The sequence below is a fragment of the Pseudarthrobacter sp. RHLT3-21 genome (assembly GCF_059383495.1).
The window spans coordinates 244,797-266,471 of sequence record NZ_JBWZCI010000003.1; the positions used below are offsets into that span (position 1 = coordinate 244,797).

General features: G+C 65.2%; 23 protein-coding genes, 3 tRNA genes and 1 pseudogene. 21 read left to right on the plus strand and 6 right to left on the minus strand.

Features of this window, described 5'->3' with window-relative positions:
- Nucleotides 1-16 precede the first annotated feature (16 nt).
- On the minus strand, nucleotides 17-1,066 hold the full coding sequence (locus AC50YA_RS05340) for a PHP domain-containing protein (RefSeq protein ID WP_494981306.1): 1,050 nt from the start codon (nucleotides 1,064-1,066) through the stop codon (nucleotides 17-19).
- A gap of 167 nt (nucleotides 1,067-1,233) precedes the next feature.
- Between AC50YA_RS05340 and AC50YA_RS05345 the strand changes: the two genes are divergently transcribed.
- From AC50YA_RS05345 to AC50YA_RS05395, 11 genes and pseudogenes are all read left to right on the plus strand, one after another.
- Nucleotides 1,234-1,306: transfer RNA gene (locus tag AC50YA_RS05345), tRNA-Glu, on the plus strand.
- A gap of 90 nt (nucleotides 1,307-1,396) precedes the next feature.
- Nucleotides 1,397-1,470, plus strand: a tRNA-Asp gene (locus AC50YA_RS05350).
- 48 nt (nucleotides 1,471-1,518) lie between these two features.
- A tRNA-Phe gene (locus AC50YA_RS05355) sits at nucleotides 1,519-1,594 on the plus strand.
- A gap of 361 nt (nucleotides 1,595-1,955) precedes the next feature.
- Nucleotides 1,956-2,662: pseudogene (locus AC50YA_RS05360) on the plus strand (glycoside hydrolase family 32 protein); the annotation flags it as partial.
- Nucleotides 2,663-2,689: 27 nt separating this feature from the next.
- Nucleotides 2,690-3,238, plus strand: coding sequence for a GH32 C-terminal domain-containing protein (locus AC50YA_RS05365; RefSeq protein WP_494981370.1), 549 nt, complete (start codon nucleotides 2,690-2,692; stop codon nucleotides 3,236-3,238).
- 72 nt (nucleotides 3,239-3,310) lie between these two features.
- Nucleotides 3,311-3,787 (plus strand): Asp23/Gls24 family envelope stress response protein, encoded by a 477-nt coding sequence (locus AC50YA_RS05370; RefSeq protein ID WP_494981307.1) that lies wholly within the window; start codon nucleotides 3,311-3,313, stop codon nucleotides 3,785-3,787.
- Nucleotides 3,784-3,975 carry a hypothetical protein gene (locus AC50YA_RS05375; protein WP_494981308.1) on the plus strand — a complete coding sequence of 64 codons (192 nt, stop codon included), beginning with the start codon at nucleotides 3,784-3,786 and terminating at the stop codon, nucleotides 3,973-3,975. The genes AC50YA_RS05370 and AC50YA_RS05375 overlap by 4 nt, the downstream gene beginning before the upstream one ends.
- Nucleotides 3,972-4,349: a hypothetical protein gene (locus AC50YA_RS05380; protein ID WP_494981309.1), complete on the plus strand. Its 378-nt coding sequence runs from the start codon at nucleotides 3,972-3,974 to the stop codon at nucleotides 4,347-4,349. Before AC50YA_RS05375 ends, AC50YA_RS05380 begins: the two co-directional genes overlap by 4 nt.
- A 74-nt stretch (nucleotides 4,350-4,423) precedes the next feature.
- Nucleotides 4,424-4,993 (plus strand): hypothetical protein, encoded by a 570-nt coding sequence (locus AC50YA_RS05385; RefSeq protein WP_494981371.1) that lies wholly within the window; start codon nucleotides 4,424-4,426, stop codon nucleotides 4,991-4,993.
- The gene (locus tag AC50YA_RS05390; protein ID WP_494981310.1) at nucleotides 4,990-5,601 is read left to right on the plus strand and encodes a hypothetical protein; all 612 of its coding nucleotides are present in this window, start codon (nucleotides 4,990-4,992) and stop codon (nucleotides 5,599-5,601) included. The genes AC50YA_RS05385 and AC50YA_RS05390 overlap by 4 nt, the downstream gene beginning before the upstream one ends.
- Before the next feature lie 217 nt (nucleotides 5,602-5,818).
- Nucleotides 5,819-6,067: a hypothetical protein gene (locus tag AC50YA_RS05395; RefSeq protein ID WP_494981311.1), complete on the plus strand. Its 249-nt coding sequence runs from the start codon at nucleotides 5,819-5,821 to the stop codon at nucleotides 6,065-6,067.
- Between the two features lie 131 nt (nucleotides 6,068-6,198).
- On the opposite strand, the gene AC50YA_RS05400 is transcribed toward AC50YA_RS05395, so the two are convergent.
- The gene (locus tag AC50YA_RS05400; protein ID WP_494981312.1) at nucleotides 6,199-8,067 is read right to left on the minus strand and encodes a glycoside hydrolase family 13 protein; all 1,869 of its coding nucleotides are present in this window, start codon (nucleotides 8,065-8,067) and stop codon (nucleotides 6,199-6,201) included.
- 128 nt (nucleotides 8,068-8,195) lie between these two features.
- Between AC50YA_RS05400 and AC50YA_RS05405 the strand changes: the two genes are divergently transcribed.
- The 5 genes from AC50YA_RS05405 to AC50YA_RS05425 all read left to right on the plus strand — a co-directional run bounded on the left by AC50YA_RS05405 (nucleotide 8,196) and on the right by AC50YA_RS05425 (nucleotide 12,830).
- Nucleotides 8,196-9,485, plus strand: coding sequence for an ABC transporter substrate-binding protein (locus AC50YA_RS05405; protein WP_494981313.1), 1,290 nt, complete (start codon nucleotides 8,196-8,198; stop codon nucleotides 9,483-9,485).
- A gap of 7 nt (nucleotides 9,486-9,492) precedes the next feature.
- The gene (locus AC50YA_RS05410) at nucleotides 9,493-10,530 is read left to right on the plus strand and encodes a carbohydrate ABC transporter permease (protein ID WP_494981314.1); all 1,038 of its coding nucleotides are present in this window, start codon (nucleotides 9,493-9,495) and stop codon (nucleotides 10,528-10,530) included.
- Complete coding sequence (locus tag AC50YA_RS05415) at nucleotides 10,527-11,417, plus strand: carbohydrate ABC transporter permease (RefSeq protein WP_494981315.1); 891 nt, start codon at nucleotides 10,527-10,529, stop codon at nucleotides 11,415-11,417. Before AC50YA_RS05410 ends, AC50YA_RS05415 begins: the two co-directional genes overlap by 4 nt.
- A gap of 10 nt (nucleotides 11,418-11,427) precedes the next feature.
- Nucleotides 11,428-11,682: a hypothetical protein gene (locus tag AC50YA_RS05420; RefSeq protein WP_494981316.1), complete on the plus strand. Its 255-nt coding sequence runs from the start codon at nucleotides 11,428-11,430 to the stop codon at nucleotides 11,680-11,682.
- 95 nt (nucleotides 11,683-11,777) lie between these two features.
- Complete coding sequence (locus tag AC50YA_RS05425) at nucleotides 11,778-12,830, plus strand: LacI family DNA-binding transcriptional regulator (RefSeq protein WP_494981317.1); 1,053 nt, start codon at nucleotides 11,778-11,780, stop codon at nucleotides 12,828-12,830.
- A gap of 65 nt (nucleotides 12,831-12,895) precedes the next feature.
- On the opposite strand, the gene AC50YA_RS05430 is transcribed toward AC50YA_RS05425, so the two are convergent.
- Together AC50YA_RS05430 and AC50YA_RS05435 are read right to left on the minus strand one after the other, a co-directional pair.
- Entirely contained in the window at nucleotides 12,896-13,909 is a 1,014-nt protein-coding gene (locus AC50YA_RS05430; RefSeq protein ID WP_494981318.1) for a DUF8083 family protein, read from the minus strand.
- Nucleotides 13,910-13,943: 34 nt separating this feature from the next.
- Nucleotides 13,944-14,750 carry an exodeoxyribonuclease III gene (locus AC50YA_RS05435; protein ID WP_494981319.1) on the minus strand — a complete coding sequence of 269 codons (807 nt, stop codon included), beginning with the start codon at nucleotides 14,748-14,750 and terminating at the stop codon, nucleotides 13,944-13,946.
- 303 nt (nucleotides 14,751-15,053) lie between these two features.
- On the opposite strand from AC50YA_RS05435, the gene AC50YA_RS05440 reads away from it, so the two are divergent.
- The 4 genes from AC50YA_RS05440 to AC50YA_RS05455 are packed head-to-tail and all read left to right on the plus strand — an operon-like array spanning nucleotide 15,054 to nucleotide 19,388.
- Nucleotides 15,054-16,553, plus strand: coding sequence for a CoA-acylating methylmalonate-semialdehyde dehydrogenase (locus AC50YA_RS05440; RefSeq protein WP_494981320.1), 1,500 nt, complete (start codon nucleotides 15,054-15,056; stop codon nucleotides 16,551-16,553).
- The gene (locus tag AC50YA_RS05445; RefSeq protein ID WP_494981321.1) at nucleotides 16,553-17,656 is read left to right on the plus strand and encodes an enoyl-CoA hydratase/isomerase family protein; all 1,104 of its coding nucleotides are present in this window, start codon (nucleotides 16,553-16,555) and stop codon (nucleotides 17,654-17,656) included. The genes AC50YA_RS05440 and AC50YA_RS05445 overlap by 1 nt, the downstream gene beginning before the upstream one ends.
- The gene (gene mmsB, locus AC50YA_RS05450) at nucleotides 17,649-18,563 is read left to right on the plus strand and encodes a 3-hydroxyisobutyrate dehydrogenase (protein ID WP_494981322.1); all 915 of its coding nucleotides are present in this window, start codon (nucleotides 17,649-17,651) and stop codon (nucleotides 18,561-18,563) included. Before AC50YA_RS05445 ends, mmsB begins: the two co-directional genes overlap by 8 nt.
- A gap of 48 nt (nucleotides 18,564-18,611) precedes the next feature.
- Nucleotides 18,612-19,388, plus strand: coding sequence for an enoyl-CoA hydratase (locus AC50YA_RS05455; RefSeq protein WP_494981323.1), 777 nt, complete (start codon nucleotides 18,612-18,614; stop codon nucleotides 19,386-19,388).
- Nucleotides 19,389-19,512: 124 nt separating this feature from the next.
- On the opposite strand, the gene AC50YA_RS05460 is transcribed toward AC50YA_RS05455, so the two are convergent.
- Nucleotides 19,513-20,478 (minus strand): NAD(P)/FAD-dependent oxidoreductase, encoded by a 966-nt coding sequence (locus AC50YA_RS05460; RefSeq protein ID WP_494981324.1) that lies wholly within the window; start codon nucleotides 20,476-20,478, stop codon nucleotides 19,513-19,515.
- Nucleotides 20,479-20,556: 78 nt separating this feature from the next.
- Between AC50YA_RS05460 and AC50YA_RS05465 the strand changes: the two genes are divergently transcribed.
- Nucleotides 20,557-21,135, plus strand: coding sequence for a helix-turn-helix domain-containing protein (locus AC50YA_RS05465; protein WP_494981325.1), 579 nt, complete (start codon nucleotides 20,557-20,559; stop codon nucleotides 21,133-21,135).
- Between the two features lie 50 nt (nucleotides 21,136-21,185).
- On the opposite strand, the gene AC50YA_RS05470 is transcribed toward AC50YA_RS05465, so the two are convergent.
- Nucleotides 21,186-21,614 carry a DUF1761 domain-containing protein gene (locus AC50YA_RS05470; protein ID WP_160677277.1) on the minus strand — a complete coding sequence of 143 codons (429 nt, stop codon included), beginning with the start codon at nucleotides 21,612-21,614 and terminating at the stop codon, nucleotides 21,186-21,188.
- Between the last annotated feature and the right edge of the window lie 61 nt (nucleotides 21,615-21,675).

A 21,675-nucleotide genomic window follows, 5' to 3' on the forward strand; every position in this document is an offset into this window, starting at 1 on the left:
CGGGAATCGGTCACGTCTAGTCGAGTTTCTGCCAATCCCGGGCCGACCATTCCAACAGCCGCTCCAGTGGCCAGGTGGTCACGATGCGCTCCGCGGGAACACGGTTGTGCGAGGCGCGGGCCGCACCGTACTGGAGGAAGTCGAGCTGGCCCGGAGCATGGGCGTCGCTGTCGATCGAGAACAGGCAGCCGGCGTCGAGGGCCAGCTGGATCAGGTCGTCCGGCGGGTCCTGCCGCTCGGGGCGCGAGTTGATCTCCACCGCCACATTGTTTTCGGCGCAGGCGGCAAACACCTTCATGGCGTCGAAGTCCGATTGCGGGCGCGTGCCACGGGATCCCTCCAGCAGGCGGCCGGTGCAGTGGCCCAGCACATTGGTCCGGGGGTTCTGGATGCCCTGGAGCATCCGCTGGGTCATGGTGGCGCGGTCCGCCCGAAGCTTGGAATGGACGCTGGCCACCACAATATCCAGCCGGTCCAGCATCTCCGGCGACTGGTCCAGTTCGCCGGATTCCAGGATGTCCACCTCGATGCCGGTCAGGAGCCGGAATCCGTCCTCTTCGCCGTCAACTGCGGAGGCGTCGTTGATGGCGGCCACAACGTCAAGCTGTTCGGTTAGGCGCTCGGCGCTGAGTCCGTTGGCGATGGTCAGGTTGGGGGAGTGGTCTGTCAGTGCCAGGTACTCGCGGCCCAGCAGGCGGGCGGCGTCTGCCATGAGCTGGATGGGGGAGCCGCCGTCGGACCAGTCGCTATGGCTGTGGAGGTCGCCCCGGAGTGCCGCGTGGAGCTCGGCCCCACCGTCCGCCAGAGGCGCCCCGCTGCGCTGGCGAAGATCCTCAAGGTACTCGGGCACCTCGCCGTCCACGGCCTGCCGGACCACCTGGTAGGTTCTGTCGCCGATGCCCTTCATGCTCTTGAGCCTGCCGTCCCGGGCCCGGGCTGCCACCTCGGAAGGGTCAAGCCCGGCGATAATCCCGGCCGCCTTCCGGAAGGCCTGGACCTTGAACGTGGCAGCGCGTTCCCGTTCCAACCAGAAAGCAATTTCATTGAGTGCGGCGACGGCATCCATCTGTCCATCTTCGCCTGTTCCGGCCGCATCAGTCAGGTGTCTGCGAGCCGATTTTGAGTTATTCCCACCGAGGCCCTATAGTTTTAGAGTCCAGTTCGGAGCAACTGCAAACGACAAGACTGAGAGCCACGGCTCGAAGCCTTTTATTTTGTGCCGAACGGGTTCTGGCCCCCATCGTCTAGCGGCCTAGGACACCGCCCTTTCACGGCGGCGGCACGGGTTCGAATCCCGTTGGGGGTACGCAAGGAACTGGTCTGGCAGGCTGAAAACGTCTGGTAGGCTGGAAGCCTTGAAAAAAGCGGTAGCCATGCCGCGAAGCATAAAAATCAAGGCCCTGTAGCGCAGTTGGTTAGCGCGCCGCCCTGTCACGGCGGAGGTCGCGGGTTCAAGTCCCGTCAGGGTCGCTCTGATTGCCGGAAGAAATTCCGGTGGTCAAGGTGACTTGTCACCTAGGCTCTGTAGCTCAGTTGGTAGAGCGTTCGACTGAAAATCGAAAGGTCACCGGATCGACGCCGGTCGGAGCCACCACTGGGAAGCATCAGTTCTTCGGAGCTGGTGCTTTTCTTCTTTAACCACATCATCGATTGCTCCGTGGCGGCCCTTTGCGACGCCAAAACGGCCCCGGGCCCACTCCCATGTTTTCTTCACCGCTTCCCGGCCGCACCACAGCAGCTCGGACAGACGCAGGTCCGGCCGACCGGCGCTGTCCGCCGTCGTCGCCCTGCTCCTGGCGGTGACCGCCGCTGGCTGCACCCCTGATTCGCAGAATCACGACGGGAATCCCGACGCCGGGAACCGCCCCGGTGAGGGGTCCGGCCAAAGTGCCGGATCGCCGTCGGCCAGCGAGCCCTGGCGACCGGCCGCGCACCTGACGCCGTCAAAGAACTGGATGAATGATCCCAACGGCCTGGTGTACGAAGACGGCACCTACCACGCGTTCTACCAGTACAACCCGAAGGGCAACGACTGGGGCAACATGTCCTGGGGCCATTCCACCAGCACGGATCTGGTGCACTGGGTGGAAGAGCCGGGGGCCATGGAGGCCACGGAGACTGAGGGAATCTTCTCCGGCTCCATCGTGGTGGACACCGGTACCAGGGTAATCCCGTCGTGGATCTGCAGCCCTCTTCGCAGAACTTCCGCGACCCCAAAGTCACCTGGTACGAGCCGGGACACTATTGGGTCATGACCACGGTCGTGGCCGACGACCACGTGGTGAAGATCTATAAGTCCAAGGACCTGCTGCACTGGGACTTCCTCAGCGACTTTTCCGGGGTAGGCGCACAGGGCGGACTGTGGGAAATGCCCGAACTCCTGGAGGTTCCCGTGTAAGGGACGAACGAGCGGCGCTGGGTCATGCTCCTCAGCATCAACCCGGGCGGCATAGCCGGCGGTTCAGGTATGCAGTACTTCTCGGGAGACTTCGACGGCGTGACGTTCCGCGCCGAGGGTGCCGCCAGTCCGGACGCTCCGCTGGAGGACCACCAATGGGTGGACTACGGCGCGGATTTCTACGCGGCCACCACCATTTCCGGCGCCCCCGGCGGCAAGCCCGTCCTCTTCGGCTGGATGGGGAACTGGGACTACGCCCAGAAGATGCCCACCACCCCCTGGCGCGGCGCCATGGCAATTCCCCGCGAGCTGACGCTTTCCAGGGGCAGCGGCAGCAGCAACGACGACGGCGGCAAGCCCGCCTTGCGCTCGTCCATCGCCGCCGTCCCTGCTGGAGTTTTGTCCAGCGGAGCTTCCGCCGAGCGGCAACTCACCGTTGCCGATGGCAGCAAGCCGCTGGGGGAGGACTTCTCCTCGAGGTCCCAACTCCTGGACGTGGAACTGACGCCGGACGGTGGTGCGGAGGCAGGAATCGAACTGCGCGGGCTCAAGATCAGTTATCAGGCGCAGTCCGGCACGCTGACGGTTGACCGGTCCCCGGCAGGGACCTCAAACTTTTCGGACAAGTTCAGCCCCTACCACCAGGTGGGGGTGCCACTGGTGGACGGAAAACCGAAGCTGCGGATCCTGCTGGACACCTCATCAGTGGAAGTATTCGCCCCCGAAAGCGGCACGGTCATCACAGATCTCTTCCTGCCGGACTGGCCCAACACGGATGCTTCGGTGTTCAGCGAAGGCGGTAAAGCCGGATTTTCGCTGACCGGCCGGAAGCTGTCCTGACTTGCCGCGGGTATCCCCCGCGTTCCAACACGCAGGGGATAGGGTTGGGAACAACAGAAGGGGACGTGTCTGATGGAATACCAGAATCCACAACCCGATGCGGGCGTCGAGCACCGGCTTGCTACCAGCCACCACGCCGCCAGCCAGGCGCCCGTACCCGGGCATGGCCGCACCGTGATCGCTGAGACCGCCGTGGCAAAAGTTGCCGGCATCGCAGCCCGTGCCGTGCCCGGCGTCTACTCATTGGGCTCGGCCCCGTCCCGTGCGCTGGGAGCCTTCCGGGACGCCGTCGGCAGTTCGGACCATGCTGCCGGGGTCCGGGCCGAAGTCGGCGAGACGCAGGTGGCGGTGGACATCAGCCTGGTGGCCTCCTACGGCACGCCGCTGCAATCCCTGGCAGATCAGGTCAGATCAGCCGTTTACCGCGCGGTCGAGGAACTGGTCGGCCTGCAGGTCATTGAAGTGAACGTCGAAATAACCGATGTCTATGTGGCGCCGCCGGCGAAGGCCGGAGCCCTTGGCGTCGCCGAGAGGGAGGCACTGCTGTGAACCTGACCGTTGTGGGCATCGGCATGGGAGCATTCGTGGCGTTTATGTCCTTCCAGTTCGGGCTGTGGGGCTTCCTGGTCTCGCTCCTCTTTATGGCCATAGGCGCCCTCCTGGGCCGCGCTGCGGAAGGGAAACTGGACCTGCGCGGCGTCCTGGATGCCATCACCGGCCGGCGCTCCTCGTCATGACGTCAGCTGCACCCTTCGCGGGGCAGGTCCTGAGCGGACACAACCGCATCAGCACGCAGGCCCTGACCAGCCTTGCCAGGACGGCGGCCGCGGAAGCCCTCGGTGTGGATCCCCACGATGTCCGGGCGGACTGGGCGGACGACGACGGCCTGCTGGCTCTGTCGCTGGTGTCACCGATCAGGATCCCGCCGCTGGCTACCGTGCTCAGGGACGCCGGCCGGGTCACCGCGTTCGGCGGTTCCATTTGGGACCGGACGGTCGCTGCTAAATCCAGGATCCTTTCGACGGTTACAGCCCTCAGCGGTGCCCGTCTCAGCAGGGTGGACATCCGCATCAGTGGCGTGAAGCCGATCGAGGGAGGCAGGGTCCAGTGAGCGGTGGATCAGTTGACCAGGACTGGGCGGATTCGAGGCAAGCAAGCCGCGCCCGGCCTGACCGGCAACCCGACATGCGCAGGGTCGTCTACCGGGAAACCCATTCCCCGCGGGCAGCAGTGGCAACGCTGGCAGCCGTCCTGGTGATGGGGCTGGCCGGCTACGGTCTTCTCGAATCGGCCGTGCACGCCATCGGACAGCCGGCCTGGCTGATCGAACCACAACTGGCGGCGGAGCGCATCGTTGCACTTCCGGCGGGCATCCCGCCGTTGCTGCTCGGTGCCAGCGGCGCCGTAGTAGCCATGGTCGGACTGTTTTTCCTGCTCAACGCCGTCCTGCCGGGACGACGCGCCCGGCACGTGCTGAACGGCACCGGTGGTTCGTCCGCCGTGGTGGTCGACGACGAGGTCATCGCCTCCGCCCTGGCGCGCAGCGCACGGCTCGCCGCCAATGTCACCCCGGAACAGGTCATGGTGGTGGTGTCCCGGCGGCAGGTCATCGTGAACGTGCGCCCCACCTCAGGGGTTCCAGTGGCCGAAACGGCGGTGCTGGCCGCGGTCCAGGACGAACTCAGCGGGATGTCACTGGTCCCGGTGCCTGACGTCCGCGTCAACATTTCCACCATAGGAGTGATCGGAGCATGACGGCCACACCCTCACTCCTCAACAGGATCCTGCTGGGCATCCTCGGACTCAAGCTGCTCGCCGTGGGCATCCTGCTCGTCCTGCTGGCCACCGTTCCAGCCGTGGGAACCTGGTGGCATGCCTGGTCCGGATCCGCCTGGAACAGCCTTAACCAGGCCTTCGACAACACCCGCATTCCGGGACGGCCGGAAAGCTGGCTCTGGATTGTGATGGCCCTTGCCCTGGTGATTCTGATCGGGCTGATGGTTGCCTGGATCGCGCAGCAGGGCAAAGGCCGGAGCAACCTGCTTGTGGCCGAGTACGATCCCGGGACTGTGGCCGGAGACGTGCGGATCAGCGGGGGAGTGGCCGAACAGGCATTGAAGCACGCCTTGGCTGAACGGCCCGATCTGGCGGGTGCCACGGTGGCAACCTACGATGTCCAGGGCAGCCCGGCCTTGAAAATCCGGCTCCAGCCGCGCCAGGGCGTGGCGCCGCACCTTCTGGCGGCCGAGGTCTCTGCCCTCGTGGATGCCTTGGACCAGGTGGTGGGAAAACAGACACCCGTCCTGATCCACATCGGCGCCGGGGCCAGGACACGGTTCAGCCGGGCCGAACGCGTCCGTTAGTGTTCATTTTCCTTCGACCGCACTACCTCGCGCCAGCCGCTGCTGTCATGTCAATGAGCCATCGTGACTCGAGGCCGCCCAAGGTGTTGCACACAGTGGGACCAATGGGATTAGTGTGATGCGGGGAACAACTGATCTTCCCGATGCAGACGGACATCGTCTGTCACCGGGGCACCCACCGTCCGGATGGAATTGCCGGGAAACCAAGGAGAACAGCATGAGCGAAGAAGTAAATGGCAGCGGAGCGGCCAAAGACGGAATCGAAGGCGCAGCCGGGAAAGCCAAGGAGTTCGCAGGCGAGGCCACGGGGAACGTCAAGGAGTTCTTCAGCGGAGACGTGGCCGGGAACGCCAAAGAACTGGCTGGTGACGTTACCGAAAACGCCAAGGAGTTGGCCGGTGGCGTCGCCGAAAACGTGAAGGGCCTGGGCGCCAAGATCGCCGGGCTGTTCAAGAGCGCCAGATAAGCTGGCGTCTCAGCCTTTCTGAAAGAGACACACCTGAAAGGACGCCGCGCTCCCCAAAGGAGTGCGGTGTCCTTTTTTTGTGCCGACCATCAGGTAGCGGCCTTTAAGTTTCGCCCCGAGTCCGCCCCGTATTAGCCGGCGAGCAGATAGGCCGTGCAGTCCGGCGCCACCTCGGCCCGCGACGCCGGAGATTGGGGGTCGCTGGACAGCGCAACCAAGAACCCTTGAGGAATCCGGACAGGGCGTGTGCCGAGGTTGGCCAGAACCAGGACGTTACCGTTATGGAACGCCAGTATGCCTTGCGCGGGCTGATGGATGTCAGCCCATTGGAAGGTTCCGGACCCCAGGCCGTGGGTTGCGCGCATCTCCAGCGCTGAACGGTACAGCTCCAGAGCGGAACCTGGGACGCCGTCCTGCCGGTCTGCCGCCAGCTCGCCAAAGGAATCGGGCTGGGGGAGCCACGGGGCGGCAGGCGTACTGCCCGCAGACCCGCGGTGACCGGCGCCGCCGTCGGACGCATCGCCGTCGGACAGCGGGGGGGCAGTGGCGAACGCCTCGGCGAAGCCGTAACCGGGCTCATCCGCTTTCCAGGGGAGAGGCACCCGGCAGCCGTCGCGGCCGATTTCCGCACCGTTGGTCCGGAAGAAGGTGGGGTCCTGGCGGGCCTCATCCGGCAGCGTGGTGTGCTCCGGTAGCCCCAGTTCCTCGCCCTGGTAGATGTAGGCGGACCCTGGCAGCGCCAAAGAGACTAAGGTGGCTGCGCGGGCGCGCGTCAGCCCCAGGGTTGCGTCAGGCTGTTCGTCTTTCGCGGCGATGCCCTTAGGGAAGGTGGTGGGATCCTTCAGCCCGAACCGGGTGGTGTGCCGGACGGTGTCGTGGTTGCTCAGGACCCAGGTCGACGGCGCTCCCACCGAAGCTGCAGCGTTCAAGGACGCCTCGATGGCCTGGGCCATGCGCGCAGCATCCCAGCCGGCCAGGAGGAAATCGAAGTTGAAGGCCTGCTGCATTTCGTCCTTGCGTATGTACCGGGCCAGCCGCTCCGCCGGTTCCACCCAGGCCTCCGCAACCAGCATGCGGTCTCCACCGTAGGCGGCGAGGAGACGGTTCCAGTCGCGGTAGATGTCATGGACGCCGTCCTGGTCAAAGAACGGCGAGGGTGGATACAGCGGTGACACCGAACGGTGTGGTTCCTGCGCGTCCGAATGCGCTCCCGGAGCTTCGCCTGGCAGCGTGCGCTGGGACCCGGGAGCCGCTTCGGAAGTGCCCTCCACCATTGCTGCCACCCCATCCCAATCGGGAAGGCCCTCTTCCTTGACCATTCCGTGTGCAACGTCCACCCGGAAGCCGTCCACTCCACGGTCCAGCCAGAAGCGCATCACAGACCGCATCTCCTCCCGGACCTCCGCGTTGTCCCAGTTGAGGTCCGGCTGTTTGGTATCGAAAAGATGCAGAAACCATTCACCGAGGCCGCCGTCGGCCTCGGTGACCCGGCTCCACGCCGGGCCGCCGAAGATCGATTTCCAGTTGTTGGGTGCCAGGTTGCCATCGCCGGAAGCGGGGACCTCGTCCTTGCCCGGACGGAAAATGTAGCGGTCCCGCTGTGCGGATCCCGGCGGGGAAGCCAGGGCTTTCCGAAACCAGACGTGCTCGTCCGAGGTGTGGTTTGGAACAAGGTCCACAATGACTTTCAGCCCCAGGCTGTGAGCTTTCTGCAACATGGCATCGAAGTCGGTCAAGGTGCCGAAAAGCGGGTCAACTTCCCGGTAGTCGGCTACGTCGTAACCCGCGTCAGCTTGGGGTGACTTATAGAACGGTGAAAGCCACACGGCGTCCACGCCCAAACGCCGCAGATAAGGCAAACGCGCCGTCACTCCGCGGAGATCGCCCATGCCGTCGCCGTCGGCGTCCGCGAAGGAGCGCGGGTAGATCTGGTATACCACGGCACTGGCCCACCATGAGGTAAGGGCGGATCCGGGGGTAGGAACGTACGGACGGAGCATTTGGTTCCCTATCAGGTAACGGTTTGATGTAAACGCTTGCATTTCTCACCGCAACGTTACTAGTGTGATGGTCACCACATCAAGCGCACTTCAGTTTTTTCTTGTCACTCAGCGAGGAGCCTCAAGCAATGAAATCCCGTAAATTCTTACTCCCGGCAGCAACTGCCGGCATCCTGGCCCTGACGCTCTCGGCTTGCGGCGGCGGCGGAGGCGGCGGAACCACCGGCGGCGGCGGCACAGATGCCGACGCCAACCTCGAGGGCCGCGGGCCCATCACCTATGTACAGGGCAAGGACAACAGCAACGTTGTCCGTCCCCTGATCGAAAAGTGGAACGCCGCCCACCCCAACGAAAAGGTCACCTTCAAAGAGCAGACCGAGAGCGCGGACCAGCAGCACGATGACCTCGTCCAGAACTTCCAGGCGAAGAACGTCAACTACGACGTCATGAGCGTTGACCTCGTATGGACCGCCGAGTTCGCGGCCAAGGGTTGGCTGCAGCCGCTCAAGGACAAGATGGCAGTGAAAACGGACGATGTCCTGAAGCCTGTCGTCGACGGCGCGACGTACAAGGGCACGCTATACACGGCTCCGCAAAGCTCCGACGGCGGGATGCTCTACTACCGTAAGGACCTCGTACCCACGCCGCCGAAGACGTGGGACGAAATGATGAGCATGTGCTCCATCGCCAAAGCCAACAACATCGGCTGCTTCGCCGGCCAGTACGCGCAGTATGAAGGCCTGACGGTGAACGCGTCCGAGGCCATCAACTCCGCCGGCGGGTCCGTCCTGGACAAGGACGGCAAGCCCAGCCTGAACACGGCGAGTGCCAAGGCCGGCCTGGAAACCCTTGCCAAGGCTTATGCGGATGGAAACATCCCGAAGGAAGCCATCACGTACAAGGAAGAGCTGGGCCGCCAGGCATTCCAGGAAGGCAAGCTGCTGTTCCACCGCAACTGGCCATACGTCTACAAACTGGCAACCACCGAAGCTTCCTCCCTTGTCAAGGACAAGCTCGGCCTGGCTCCGCTTCCCGGCAAGTCCGGCCCCGGTGCTTCCTCCCTCGGCGGCCACAACGTGGGAATGAGCGTCTACTCAAAGAACAAGGCCACGGCGCTGGACTTCATGAAGTTCATCATGTCCGAGGAAACCCAGAAGTTCTACGCCACGCAGGGGTCACTCGCTCCGGTCCTGACCCGGCTCTACGATGACAAGGAACTCGTGGCCAAGCTTCCGTACCTGCCGGTCCTGAAGGAGTCACTTTCCAACGCTGTGCCGCGCCCCGTTACGCCGTTCTACCCGGCCGTCACCAAGGCCATCCAGGAAAACGCGTACGCGGCCATCAAGGGCGAGAAGCCCGTGGAACAGGCGCTTTCTGACATGCAGAAGTCCATCGAGTCTGCTGGCGCAGGATCGTAGTTCAGCCATGGCAACCGAAGTAGGCCCGACGCCGGTCAAGTCACCGGCGTCGGGCCGGACCCCAGTCCACCACGCGCCCAAGGGTGTAGGCGAGGACAACAGGATTGCAAGCCAGGGCCGGTGGGCTTCCTGGCTCCTGGCCCCCACCATCATCGCCCTCGGCATCGTGATCATTTATCCGATCATCAGTGCCATCGTGATGTCCTTCCAGAAGGACGCCGGCCTTGACCCCGTCACGGGACTGTTCACCGCCGGCGGCCCGGCAGGCATCCAGAACTACGTCAACTGGCTTTCCCAGCAGTGCGCGGCGCCCGGCGGCGGAACACTCTCATGCCCGCCCGGAACCCTTGGCTCGCAGTTCTGGTCGGCCACGGCCACCACGTTTTTCTTCACGATCGTCACCGTAACGCTGGAAACCGTGCTGGGCTTCTGGATGGCAATCATCATGGCCCGGACCTTTAAAGGCCGCAGTATGGTCCGTGCCGCAGTGCTGGTCCCGTGGGCGATCCCCACGGCAGTGACGGCCAAGCTGTGGTTCTTCATCTTTGCTTTTGAGGGCATCGCGAACAAGATGTTCAACACCACGATTCTGTGGACTGGCAGCGAATGGCCAGCCAAGTGGGCGGTCATCATCGCCGATGTTTGGAAGACCACACCGTTCATGGCCCTGCTGATCCTGGCGGGCCTGCAGATGATCCCGGCCGAGGTCTACGAGGCGGCAAAGGTGGACGGTGCATCTGCATGGCAGCGCTTCCGGATGATCACGCTTCCGCTGGTGAAGCCGGCGCTCATGGTTGCAATCCTCTTCCGCACCCTGGACGCCCTGCGCATGTTCGACCTTCCGTACATCCTGACCGGCGGCGCCAACAACACCACTACGCTGTCCATCCTGGTGATCAACCAGATCAGGCAAGGGTTCAACGCGGCCGCCGCATTGTCCACCATCACCTTCATCATCATCTTCCTTGTCGCTTTCATCTTCGTTCGGTTCCTTGGGGCGAACGTCGTGGAGCAGCAGACCGGCACGGGTAAGGGTAAGAAATGACCACCGCAACGACGGCCCTCCGCGCCCAGCAGGACAAGGGCCGGAAGACGGCCCAGAACCGGGAGAAATGGGCGCAGGGGCGTACCTACATCAGCGCCGCGGTCATTCTGATCTGGTGCCTCGCTCCCGCTTACTGGATGGTGGTGACGGCCTTCCGGGAAGTCGCCTATACCTACGACACCTCGCTTCTGCCCTCGCACGTCACGCTCGATAACTTCAACACGGCATTCGATACTTCATTCGGAAACCGCTTCGGCCAGGCGCTGCTGAACAGTGTGTTCATCGGGCTTGTGGTCACCATCATCTCGCTGGTGATCGGCGTCTTTGCGGCGTACGCGCTGGCACGGCTGAACTTCCGGGGCAAGTTCCTGGTGCTGGGCTTCATCCTGGGGGCATCAATGTTCCCCGGCGTCGCCCTCATCACCCCGCTGTTCCAGCTGTTCACCACGATCAGCTGGATCGGGACCTATCAGGCGCTGATCATTCCGAACATCTCGTTTGTGCTACCGCTGACCGTGTACACCATGACGTCCTTCTTCCGCGAAATGCCGTGGGAACTCGAGGAGTCAGCACGCGTGGACGGATGTACGCAGGGGCAGGCTTTCCGGAAGGTGATCATGCCGCTCGCGGCACCGGCCATCTTTACCACGGCGATTTTGGCATTCATCTCCTCCTGGAACGAATTCCTCATCGCTAGCCAGCTCTCCAATGACACGACGCAGCCGGTCACAGTGGCAATTGCGAACTTCGCCGGCGCGCAGCCGATGCAGATTCCCTACACAGCCATCATGGCCGCAGGAACCATCGTCACCATTCCGCTGGTGATCCTGGTACTCGTCTTCCAGCGCAAGATCGTGGCGGGCCTCACCGCCGGTGCGGTCAAGTGACGGTGGAGCCGTGAGCGAAAAGTCCGATCTCGGCAACGTACGGCGCGAACACCGCCGTGTCCGCTCGGGCGAGGACTTCGACATCATCATCGGATTCCTCGGCTTCTGGGCGGTGGTGCTCCTGGTGGTCACCGTCTGGATGGAGGTGACGGCCCAGCCCGCCTTGGGCTGGGCGGTCGGCCTGCTCGCCATGTTGCTGGCGCTGTACGGGATGATCAGGCTGCGCAGGCGCCTTCCCAGGAGGACGGCGACGCGCCGAGGCTGACGGCTGCTCCGTCATATACGTTGCCCCGGTACGCGCGAGGGGGCAATTCCGCAGCGAGCCATTAGGCTTCTGCGGACAGTCGATAAGGGGAAACGGTGGCACGCATGGCTGAGAGGTCTCAACGGGGTGGCCACAGCGGCGTCAGCATTGAGGACGTGGCAGCAGCCGCCGGTGTATCCACTGCCACCGTTTCCCGGGCCGTGCGCGGGCTTCCAAGGGTTTCGCCCGCCACCCGGGAGAAGATCCTCGAGGTGGCGGGTGCTTTGGGTTATGTGGCGTCGTCGTCGGCGTCAGGACTGGCCACCGGCCGCACCAAGACCATTGGCGTCCTGGCCCCGTTCGTGAGCCGCTGGTTCTTCTCCAAGGCCATTGAGGGCGCGGACCGCGAACTCCACGCCCGCCACTACAACCTTTCGCTCTTCAACCTGGGCGGTCACGGCAGCAACCGTGAACGCCTTTTCAGCAAGACCATGGTTTATAAGCAGATTGACGCCTTGCTTGTCCTTTGTATGGCGCTCAGCCACGAGGAACTGGACCACCTGCAAAAGATTGATATCCCGCTGATCGTGGTGGGCGGCCATGTGGAGGAGTGCGCGTACGTCGGCATCGACGACTACGCGGCCGCTTCCACCGCCGTCCGGCACCTGATCGACCTCGGCCACCGGGATATTGCCCTCTTGCACGGCGACGACGAAACGGACCTTAACTTCGACGTTCCCCGCGTGCGGATCCTGGCTTTCAAGGACGTCATGGCAGGAGCGGGGCTGGCCACCCGCCCCGAGTGGGACGAATGGGGAGACTTCACGGTCCGCAGCGGACAGGAGGCCTTCCGGCGCCTCTGGGCCCGGCCGGGCCCCAAGCCAACCGCCATCTTCTGCGCGTCCGACGAAATGGCCATGGGCGTCATCTTCGAAGCCACCCGCGTAGGCGTACGGGTCCCCGAGGACCTCTCGGTGGTGGGGATCGATGACCACGATTTCTCCGACGCGATGGGCCTGACCACAGTGGGACAGCGGCCGGACGAACAGGCCGAGCTGGCCACCAAGATGCTCCTCGATGAACTGGACGGCACGGTCGGGGCGGTCCAGTCCGCCGTCGCGCCCCACCAGCTCATCGTCAGGCGTACGACGGCGCCGCCTCCTTCCTGAGGAGGCACTGCGTAGCATCCCAGCAAGGAAGCCGTGGCCGGGAAGCCGCCGTCACGAGGCAGCGGTCAGGACGCGCGGGCGAGCTGCCGGATGGGAATCCAGCGTGAAGCCAGCCGGCGGTAGGCCGCCGCGGCGCCCGTCATATCGCCCTCGGCCAGGCATTCAATGCCCAGCCGGATGTCCATGGGCGACTCGTCCGGGTACACCTTGTCCGCCACGGCGCCGTAGTCGAGTTCCACCATGGAATTGACGTGGAACAGCTCCAGCCATACGGTCAGCTGGGCGAGGTCGTCCAGCATGTCCAGGTCCGGGGCGGCCAGCGCCAGGTGGGCCACGGCGTACCGTGCCCGCTCCATGGCTTCGGTGATGGGAGCCCACACCCTGACGGTGAGGATGCGCCCGCCCGATTCCACCACGTCCTTATGGTCGCTTTCCATAAACAGCGAGAACCAGCTGAAGGGGATGCCCCAGGTGGAGGCGCGGCTATGCACGCGGATGGCGCCGTCACGGGCTTTGACCTGGTCGATCCGCTCCTGGTGCTTGTCCCGCTGCTCTTCCGGAATCAGCATTTCGGCCAGCGGGCCGTGGATGCCTTCCATGAGCGCATTCGCAGCGAGGCCGGCGCGCAGGACCAGCTGGCTGGGGCAGTACAGCAGGACGCGCCCGGTCCCGGCGTCGCTCCCAGCGCCCCCAGCGTCAGGCCCAGGTCCGGAACTGGAGCCTATCCCGGTGCCCAGGCCGGCTTCGGCACCCGGGCCGGCGGCAGCACCGGGGCCGGCGGCAGCACCGGCGTCGGACGTCCCTGCCTGCCGGGTCGGCCCGGGTGGGACGCCGGGAATGCTGGTCACCCGGACCAGATCCGTCCGCCCGGTGGGGAACGGGTCCCCGCCGGAGCGGGTGATCCGGCCCAGCGAGGCCAGCAGTTCGGCGTTTTCGACGGCGGCCCGGGAGGCCGTGCGGGCACCGGCGGTCCGGATGGCGTCCTGCTGTCCTTCCGGGAAGGCCTCCAGCGGTTCGTAAACGCGCAGGGTGGAGGAGAACGGCAAGCCAGCCTGACCCCTGTAGAGGTTTCCCGTCATTACAGTCTCCCTTCCTGGGCCCCGGCTGCAGCCATCAGTCCGCCAGGTCCACCAGAACGGGGGCGTGATCCGAGGCGCCCTTGCCCTTGCGTTCCTCGCGGTCGATCGATGCGCCCGTGACGCGGGCCGCCAAGGCGGGGGAGCCAAGGACAAAATCAATGCGCATCCCCTCCTTCTTGGGGAACCTCAGCTGGGTGTAATCCCAGTAGGTGTACACGCCGGGACCGGGCGTGTACTGGCGTGCCACGTCGGTGAAGCCCGCCCCTTCAAAAGCGTGGAAAGCCGCGCGCTCCGGCGGGCTGACGTGGGTATGGCCCTGGGACAGGAAGAGGTCGATGTCCCAGACGTCCTCATCCAGGGGCGCGATGTTCCAGTCGCCCATCAGCGCAACCTGTGCGTCCGGGTTCGCCGCGACCAGGCTCTGGGCGTGGTCCTTGAGGGATTCGAGCCATTTGATCTTGTACGGCATGTGTTCGTCGTCCAGGGAGCGGCCGTTGGGCACGTAGAGGCTCCAGACCCTGACGCCGCCGCACGTGGCAGCCATCGCGCGGGCTTCCTGGACGGGGTCCTTGCCTTCCTTGCCGAACGGAGGCTGGTCCAGGAACGTGCGCTCCACGTCCTCCAGGCCAACCCGGGACGCGATGGCAACCCCGTTCCACTGGCTCACACCGAAGTGGGCCACCTCGTAGCCCATGCGTTCGAACAGCTCCCACGGGAAGTTTTCGTCCTTGCATTTGGTCTCCTGGATGGCCAGGACGTCGCAATCGCTGCGCTGCAGCCAGGCCTCCACACGGTCGGCGCGGGCACGGAGGGAGTTCACATTCCAGGTAGCAATCTTCACAGTCCCTAACTTACCGAACTTGTTGCCCGGAGGCGTTGCCGGGGCGTCGGCGGGGTCGGTTCCGGTCAGCCTGTCGGCCGGTGCCCGCAGAAACGGGGCACTATGGCGCAGACACGCTGTTGAATCGTGCAGCGGCGCCCCGGATACGGGTCAAAGTGCCCCAGGACGGGGTGCCGCAACAAAATGGCGGCGACGGCGACAGCGTGCGCCACGAGGGTTCGGGACAGTCTGGAATTTAGTAGGAAGTCCGAGTATATTCGCTTGCAGAGATGACCTGGATCACATGCGAAGGAGCATTCCATCATGGTGCGCGAACTATCCCATTACGTGGACGGCCAACGGGTGACGGGGACCTCCGGCCGCTTCAGTGACGTTTTTGACCCCTGCACGGGCCAAGTCCAGGCGCGCCTGCCCCTGGCCAGCGGGGAGGAGGTCCGGAACGTGGTGGCCGCCGCGGAGAAAGCGCAGGTCCAGTGGGGCGCCATGAACCCGCAGCGCCGCGGCCGGATCCTGCTTAAGTTCGTTGACCTCGTCAACGAGAACATGGATGAACTGGCAACGCTGCTGTCTTCCGAACACGGGAAGACTTTCGCCGATTCCAAGGGCGATATCCAGCGCGGCATTGAAGTGGTGGAGTTCGCGGCGGGCGCCCCGCACCTGCTTAAGGGAGAATTCTCCGACGACGCCGGTGCAGGCATCGACGTCCACTCGCTTCGCCAGCCACTCGGGGTAGTCGCGGGCATCACCCCGTTCAACTTCCCGGCCATGATCCCCTTGTGGAAGTCCGGCCCGGCCCTCGCCGCCGGCAATGCCTTCATCCTCAAGCCCTCCGAACGGGACCCTTCGGTTCCCTTGCGCCTGGCCGAACTGTTCACCGAGGCCGGGCTGCCGGACGGGGTGTTCAACGTGGTCAACGGGGACAAGGAAGCCGTTGATGCGCTGCTGGAGGACCCGCGTGTGAAGGCCATCGGCTTTGTGGGCTCAACGCCCATCGCACAGTACATCTACGCCACCGCCGCTGCCCACGGGAAGCGCGCCCAATGCTTCGGCGGGGCCAAGAACCACATGGTGATCATGCCCGACGCGGACCTGGACATGGCCGCCGACGCCCTGATCGGCGCCGGCTTCGGCTCCGCCGGCGAGCGCTGCATGGCCATTTCCGTGGCCGTCCCGGTGGGGAAGAAGACCGCGGACGCGCTCGTATCCAAGCTGGCCGAGCGCGTCAAACACCTCAGGGTGGGCCACAGCCTGGACAAGGACTCGGACTTCGGGCCGGTGGTGGCGGCGAGTGCCAAGGAACGGATCGAAGGCTATATCCAGTCCGGCGTGGACGAGGGTGCCACCTTGCTGGCCGACGGCCGCGGCCTCACCGTGGAAGGCTACGACGACGGCTTCTGGGTGGGACCCACGCTCTTCGACAACGTCACCAAGGACATGAAGATCTACCAGGAGGAAATCTTCGGACCCGTCCTCAGCGTGCTCCGCGCCGCCGATTACGACGAAGCCCTCCGGCTGTGCTCCGAGCACGAATTCGGCAACGGCGTGGCCATCTTCACCCGCGACGGCGACGCCGCCCGGGACTTCGCCAGCCGGGTGGAGGTGGGAATGGTGGGTATCAACGTGCCCATCCCGGTGCCCATCGCCTATTACACGTTTGGCGGCTGGAAAGCGTCCGGCTTCGGCGACCTGAACCAGCACGGCGCCGATGCGTTCCGCTTCTACACCAAGACCAAGACCGTCACCACGCGCTGGCCGTCCGGGATCCGCCAGGGCGCCAGCTTCATCATGCCGGAAGGCAGCTGATGACCGGCCGCCCGCCGGAAGCAGGCACCCCCGAAGCAGGCACCGCGGAGGTGCTCTTCGGACGCCGCGGCCACCTGGGCATCATTACGCTTAACCGGCCTAAAGCCGTCAACGCCCTGAACGCCGGCATGGTGGCCGCCATGCTGGAGCAGCTCACCGCCTGGGCGGACGACGACGGCGTGGCCACCGTCCTGGTGTACGGCGCCGGCGAGCGGGGCCTCTGCGCCGGGGGCGACATTGTGGCGATCTACCGGGACATCCTTGGCGGCGGGACGGAAACGGCTGATTTCTGGCAGGCCGAATACCGGCTGAACTCCCTGATTGCCGCGTACCCCAAGTCTTATGTGGCCTTTATGGACGGACTGGTGCTGGGCGGCGGCGTGGGGATTTCCGCGCACGGCTCAGTGCGTGTGGTCACTGAACGGACCCGGACGGGGATGCCGGAGACCACCATCGGGTTTGTGCCCGACGTCGGCGGGACCTGGTTGCTGGCGAAGTCCCCTGGGGAGTCGGGTACCCATGCGGCCCTGACCGGCGCGCACCTGACCGGGGCGGATGCGCTGTTCCTGGGCCTCGCGGACCACTTTGTCCCGTCGGGGAGCCTGCCGGAGCTGGCGGCCGCGCTCGAACACGAAAGTGCGGTAGCCGCCGTCGTACGCTTTGCCCAGGACCCGCCGCCCTCCGGGCTGGAGACGCAGCGCGACTGGATCGACGCAGCCTATGCCAGCGATGACGTGGAGGACATCGTCCGGCGCCTGCGGACCGTGGACGGGGCGCAGGGCGGGGAGCCTGGCGCCGAGGCCGCCACCATCATCGAAGCGAAGTCGCCCACCGCCGTGAAGGTGGCCCTGGAGTCCCTCCGCCGGGCCAAGGGACTGACGCTGGACGAAGCACTGGCGCAGGAATACCGGGTAGGGCTTCGGTTCCTGGCGGCGCCGGACTTCCGCGAAGGGATCCGCGCGCAAGTGGTGGACAAGGACCGTACGCCGCAATGGAAGCCGGCCACGCTGCACGAGGTGCACGCGACGGACGTGGAACGGTTCTTCGCGCCGCTGGGGGACCGGGAGCTCAACCTGCACACAAAGGAGCCGGACAATGCCTGAACAAATCACCGTCGCTTTCCTGGGCCTGGGCCACATGGGCGGGCCGATGGCAGTGAACCTGGTCCGGGCCGGCTACACAGTGGCTGGCTTCGACGTGGTCCCCGCCGCCCTCGACGCCGCCCAAAAACACGGTGTTCCCACGGTGGCCAGTCCGCTGGACGCCATCGCCGGTGCCGACGTCGTCCTGACCATGTTCCCCAGCGGACAGCACGTGCTGGACACCTACCGCGGCGCGGAGGGACAGCCGGGCCTGCTGGCGGAGGCGAAGCCCGGCACCATGTTCCTGGACTGCTCCACCATCAACGTGGACGAGGCACGGGAAGCCTCGGCGCTCGCCATTGCGGCCGGCCACCGGGCTGTGGACGCCCCGGTCTCCGGCGGTGTGGTGGGTGCCGAAGCCGGCACGCTGACGTTTATGGTGGGCGGCGAGCCGGAGGACTTCGAGGCCGTTCGGCCGCTGCTCGAGGTGATGGGTAAACGGGTGGTCCACTGCGGCGGACACGGCGGCGGCCAAGCTGCCAAGATCTGCAACAACCTCATCCTGGGGGTCTCCATGATCGCGGTCAGCGAAGCCTTTGTGCTGGGCGAGAAGCTGGGCCTGACGCACCAGGCGCTCTTCGACGTCGCCTCCAACGCCTCCGGACAATGCTGGGCCCTGACCACCAACTGCCCGGTTCCGGGGCCGGTCCCCACCAGCCCCGCGAACCGCGACTACCAGCCGGGCTTCGCGGGGGCCCTGATGGCGAAGGACCTGCGGCTCGCGCTGAATGCGCTGGAAAGTACGGGGGTAGCGGCCCGGCTGGGACCGCTCGCCTCGGAAATCTACGATACGTTTGCCGCTGAAGGCGGAGCCGGCCGGGACTTCTCCGGAATCATCACCGATATCCGCGACAAATCGCAGCACTAGCACCAATCGCAGCACTAGCAACATCCCAAAACAGCTGAAAGGTCAGGCATGACGGAGTACACGAACATCCTGGTGGAACAGCGCGGCCGGGTAGGGCTGGTCACGCTCAACCGGCCGGAGGCGCTCAACGCCGTGGACAAGGCCACCATGGACCAGCTCGTGGCAGCCGTCACCGCCATGGACGCCGATCCCGGCGTGGGCGCGGTGGTGGTCACCGGCTCGGGCAAGGCGTTCGCCGCCGGGGCCGACATCAAGGAAATGGCCTCGCAGGGCTACATGGACATGTACGCCGCCGACTGGTTCCGGGGCTGGGAGGACTTCACACGGCTGCGGATCCCTGTCATCGCGGCGGTGTCCGGCTTCGCGCTGGGCGGCGGCTGCGAGCTGGCCATGATGTGCGATTTCATCATCGCCGGGGACAACGCCAAGTTTGGCCAGCCGGAGATCAACCTCGGCGTGCTGCCGGGTATGGGCGGTTCGCAGCGGCTCACCCGGGCCGTGGGAAAGGCCAAGGCCATGGACATGATCCTCACTGGGCGTTTCATCGGCGCAGAGGAGGCTGAGCGCTCGGGCCTCGTCTCGCGCGTGGTGCCCGCGGAGGATGTTGTGGAGGAGGCGCTGAAGGCCGCGGAGGTCATCGCGTCCAAATCCAAGCCCGTGGCCATGCTCGCGAAGGAAGCCGTCAACGCAGCCTTTGAAACGGGCCTCGCCCAGGGTGTCCTGTTCGAACGCCGGATCTTCCACTCGCTCTTCGCCAGCGAGGACCAGAAAGAAGGCATGGCCGCCTTCACGGAAAAGCGCCAGCCCAAGTTTACCCACCGCTAGCCAAGTTCGACGCGCATACATCCCTGCGACGCGCTAATGTCCTGGCGCTGCTGGAAATCCAGTAGCGCCAGGACATTTGCGCGTCGCCAGGCAACAAACGCGTCGCGCCTGATGCCACGCCGGGCTAGGCGGTGAGGCTGCCCTGATGCGCCGCGACGGCTTCCGCCAGTTCCTCCGCCATCAGGTCCGAATTGATGCCGACGCCGGCCCACGCCCCGGCGGCTGCCGAGGACAGCACCTGCGCGCGGAGATCCGTGACGTTGCCTGCCGCCCACACCCCGGGCACGCCGGTGGCTCCGTCGTCGTCGGTGTCGAGGTGTTCGCCCATTCCGGTCGGGTGCTGGACGGCCTTGAGTCCCAGCTCCGCAAAGGCAGCGGTCCGTGCCATGAATCGGGGTGCCGTCACCACAGCGTCCACTGCCACGACCCTGCCGCCGATCAACGCGACTCCGGTCAGCCTGTCCCGCTCCACCAGAAGGGAGTCCACGCAGCCGTCAACCACCGTAATGCCGCGCGCTGCCAACTGGTGCAGTTCCACGTCCGTGGGCTGCAGGGCGTCATTGAGGAACAGTGTGACGTTGGCGCTCCACTGCCGGAAAAGTAGTGCCTGGTGGGCCGCGAGCGGTCCGGTGGCAAGGATGCCAATGGCCTGGTCCCGGACTTCCCAGCCGTGGCAGTAGGGGCAGTGCAGGACATCCTTGCCCCAGCGTTCACGCAAACCCGGTATGTCCGGCAGTTCGTCCACCAGCCCGGTGGCGATGAGGAGCCTGCGGCCGCGGACCATGCTTCCGTCCTCCAGCGCTACCGAAAAGCGGCCCTTGGAGCCGGTGACGCCAACCACCTGCCCGTTGAGGAACCGGCCGCCGTAGGACGCCGCCTCGGCGCGGCCAATCCGGTACAGCTCGGCAGGGCTGATCCCGTCGCGGGACAGGAAGCCGTGCACCGCGTCGGCCGGTGCATTCCGGGGTTCACCGCCGTCCACCACCAGTACCGACCGGCGTGACCGGCCCAGCATCTGGGCCGCATTCAAGCCGGCTGCACCACCGCCAACAATGACGACGTCCACCAATGTGTTGTTCAATTTTGTCATTTTTCTTACCTCCACATCCATCGTCGATGGCGGCTCGGACGATGGCAACCTTCTTTGCTGAAGTGGCAAACTGAAAGCATGGATGAACTTGATGATGTCATTGCAGCCGTCGGTCCGCGGCTCCGCGCCCTGCGGATCAGCCGCGACACCACCCTGTCTGCGCTTTCGACGGTCACGGGTATCTCGGTCAGCACGCTCTCCCGGCTGGAATCAGGACAGCGGCGGCCCAATCTGGAACTGCTCTTGCCCCTGGCCAAAGCGCACCAGGTTCCGCTGGACGAACTGGTGGGCGCGCCCACAACCGGGGATCCGCGGGTTCACCTGCGGCCCATCATCAATAAGAGGATGACCATTGTGCCGCTGACCCGTCGGCCCGGTGGCGTGCAGGCCTACAAGCTCGTCCTAAACGCAGGTAGTCCAGAGGAGCCGACACCTCAGGTCCACGAGGGCTACGAATGGATTTACGTGCTCAACGGCAAGCTGCGGCTGGTGCTCGGGGACCAGGACATCGTGCTGCCTCCCGGCGAAGCGGCGGAGTTCGACACGCGGATCCCGCATTGGTTCGGCCGGGCGGATGCCCGGCCGGTGGAGTTCATCAGCCTCTTTGGGCGCCAGGGCGAGAGAATGCACGTCCGCGCGAAGCCGGCCCCCGGCTGAGCAGGTCCGAGGGAGCGGCTCCGCCGGTAGCTGTCGGGGAGCGGGGCAGGCTACGCCGCGCTGATCCCGAACAGGCCGATGATGAGGGCCATGACTTCAAAGGTGGCCAGTTCGTGGGCGCAGTTCAGGAGCGTCAGGCGGGCGGGGCGGCCCTCGAAGGCATCGTGGGTGATGAAGCGGGCCGCCGTGAACCCGGCCCAGAGAATGGTGGCCGTGATCAGGGTGTTGGGAAGGAAATTTCCGCCGTAGAAGTGCTGGGAGATGGCGGCGGAACCGGCAAGGACCCAGGCACTGACGAAGCTGACCCCCAGCGTGATCAGGATGGGTTTGACGGCATCCTTGGCTTCCCCGCTGGGCGTGACCTTGGCGACGCGCATCCAGTAGGTGCCGAACACCTTTGGCGTGTACCAGACGGACCCGACCACCATGCTGGACAAGGTGGCCACCAGCACGCCCCAGAAGTTGATCTCCGGAATCATTGTGTACTCCTCAGGTCCAGGCCCGTTCCATCCGAACGCTCCGCTCCACCGAAGTCTAGGG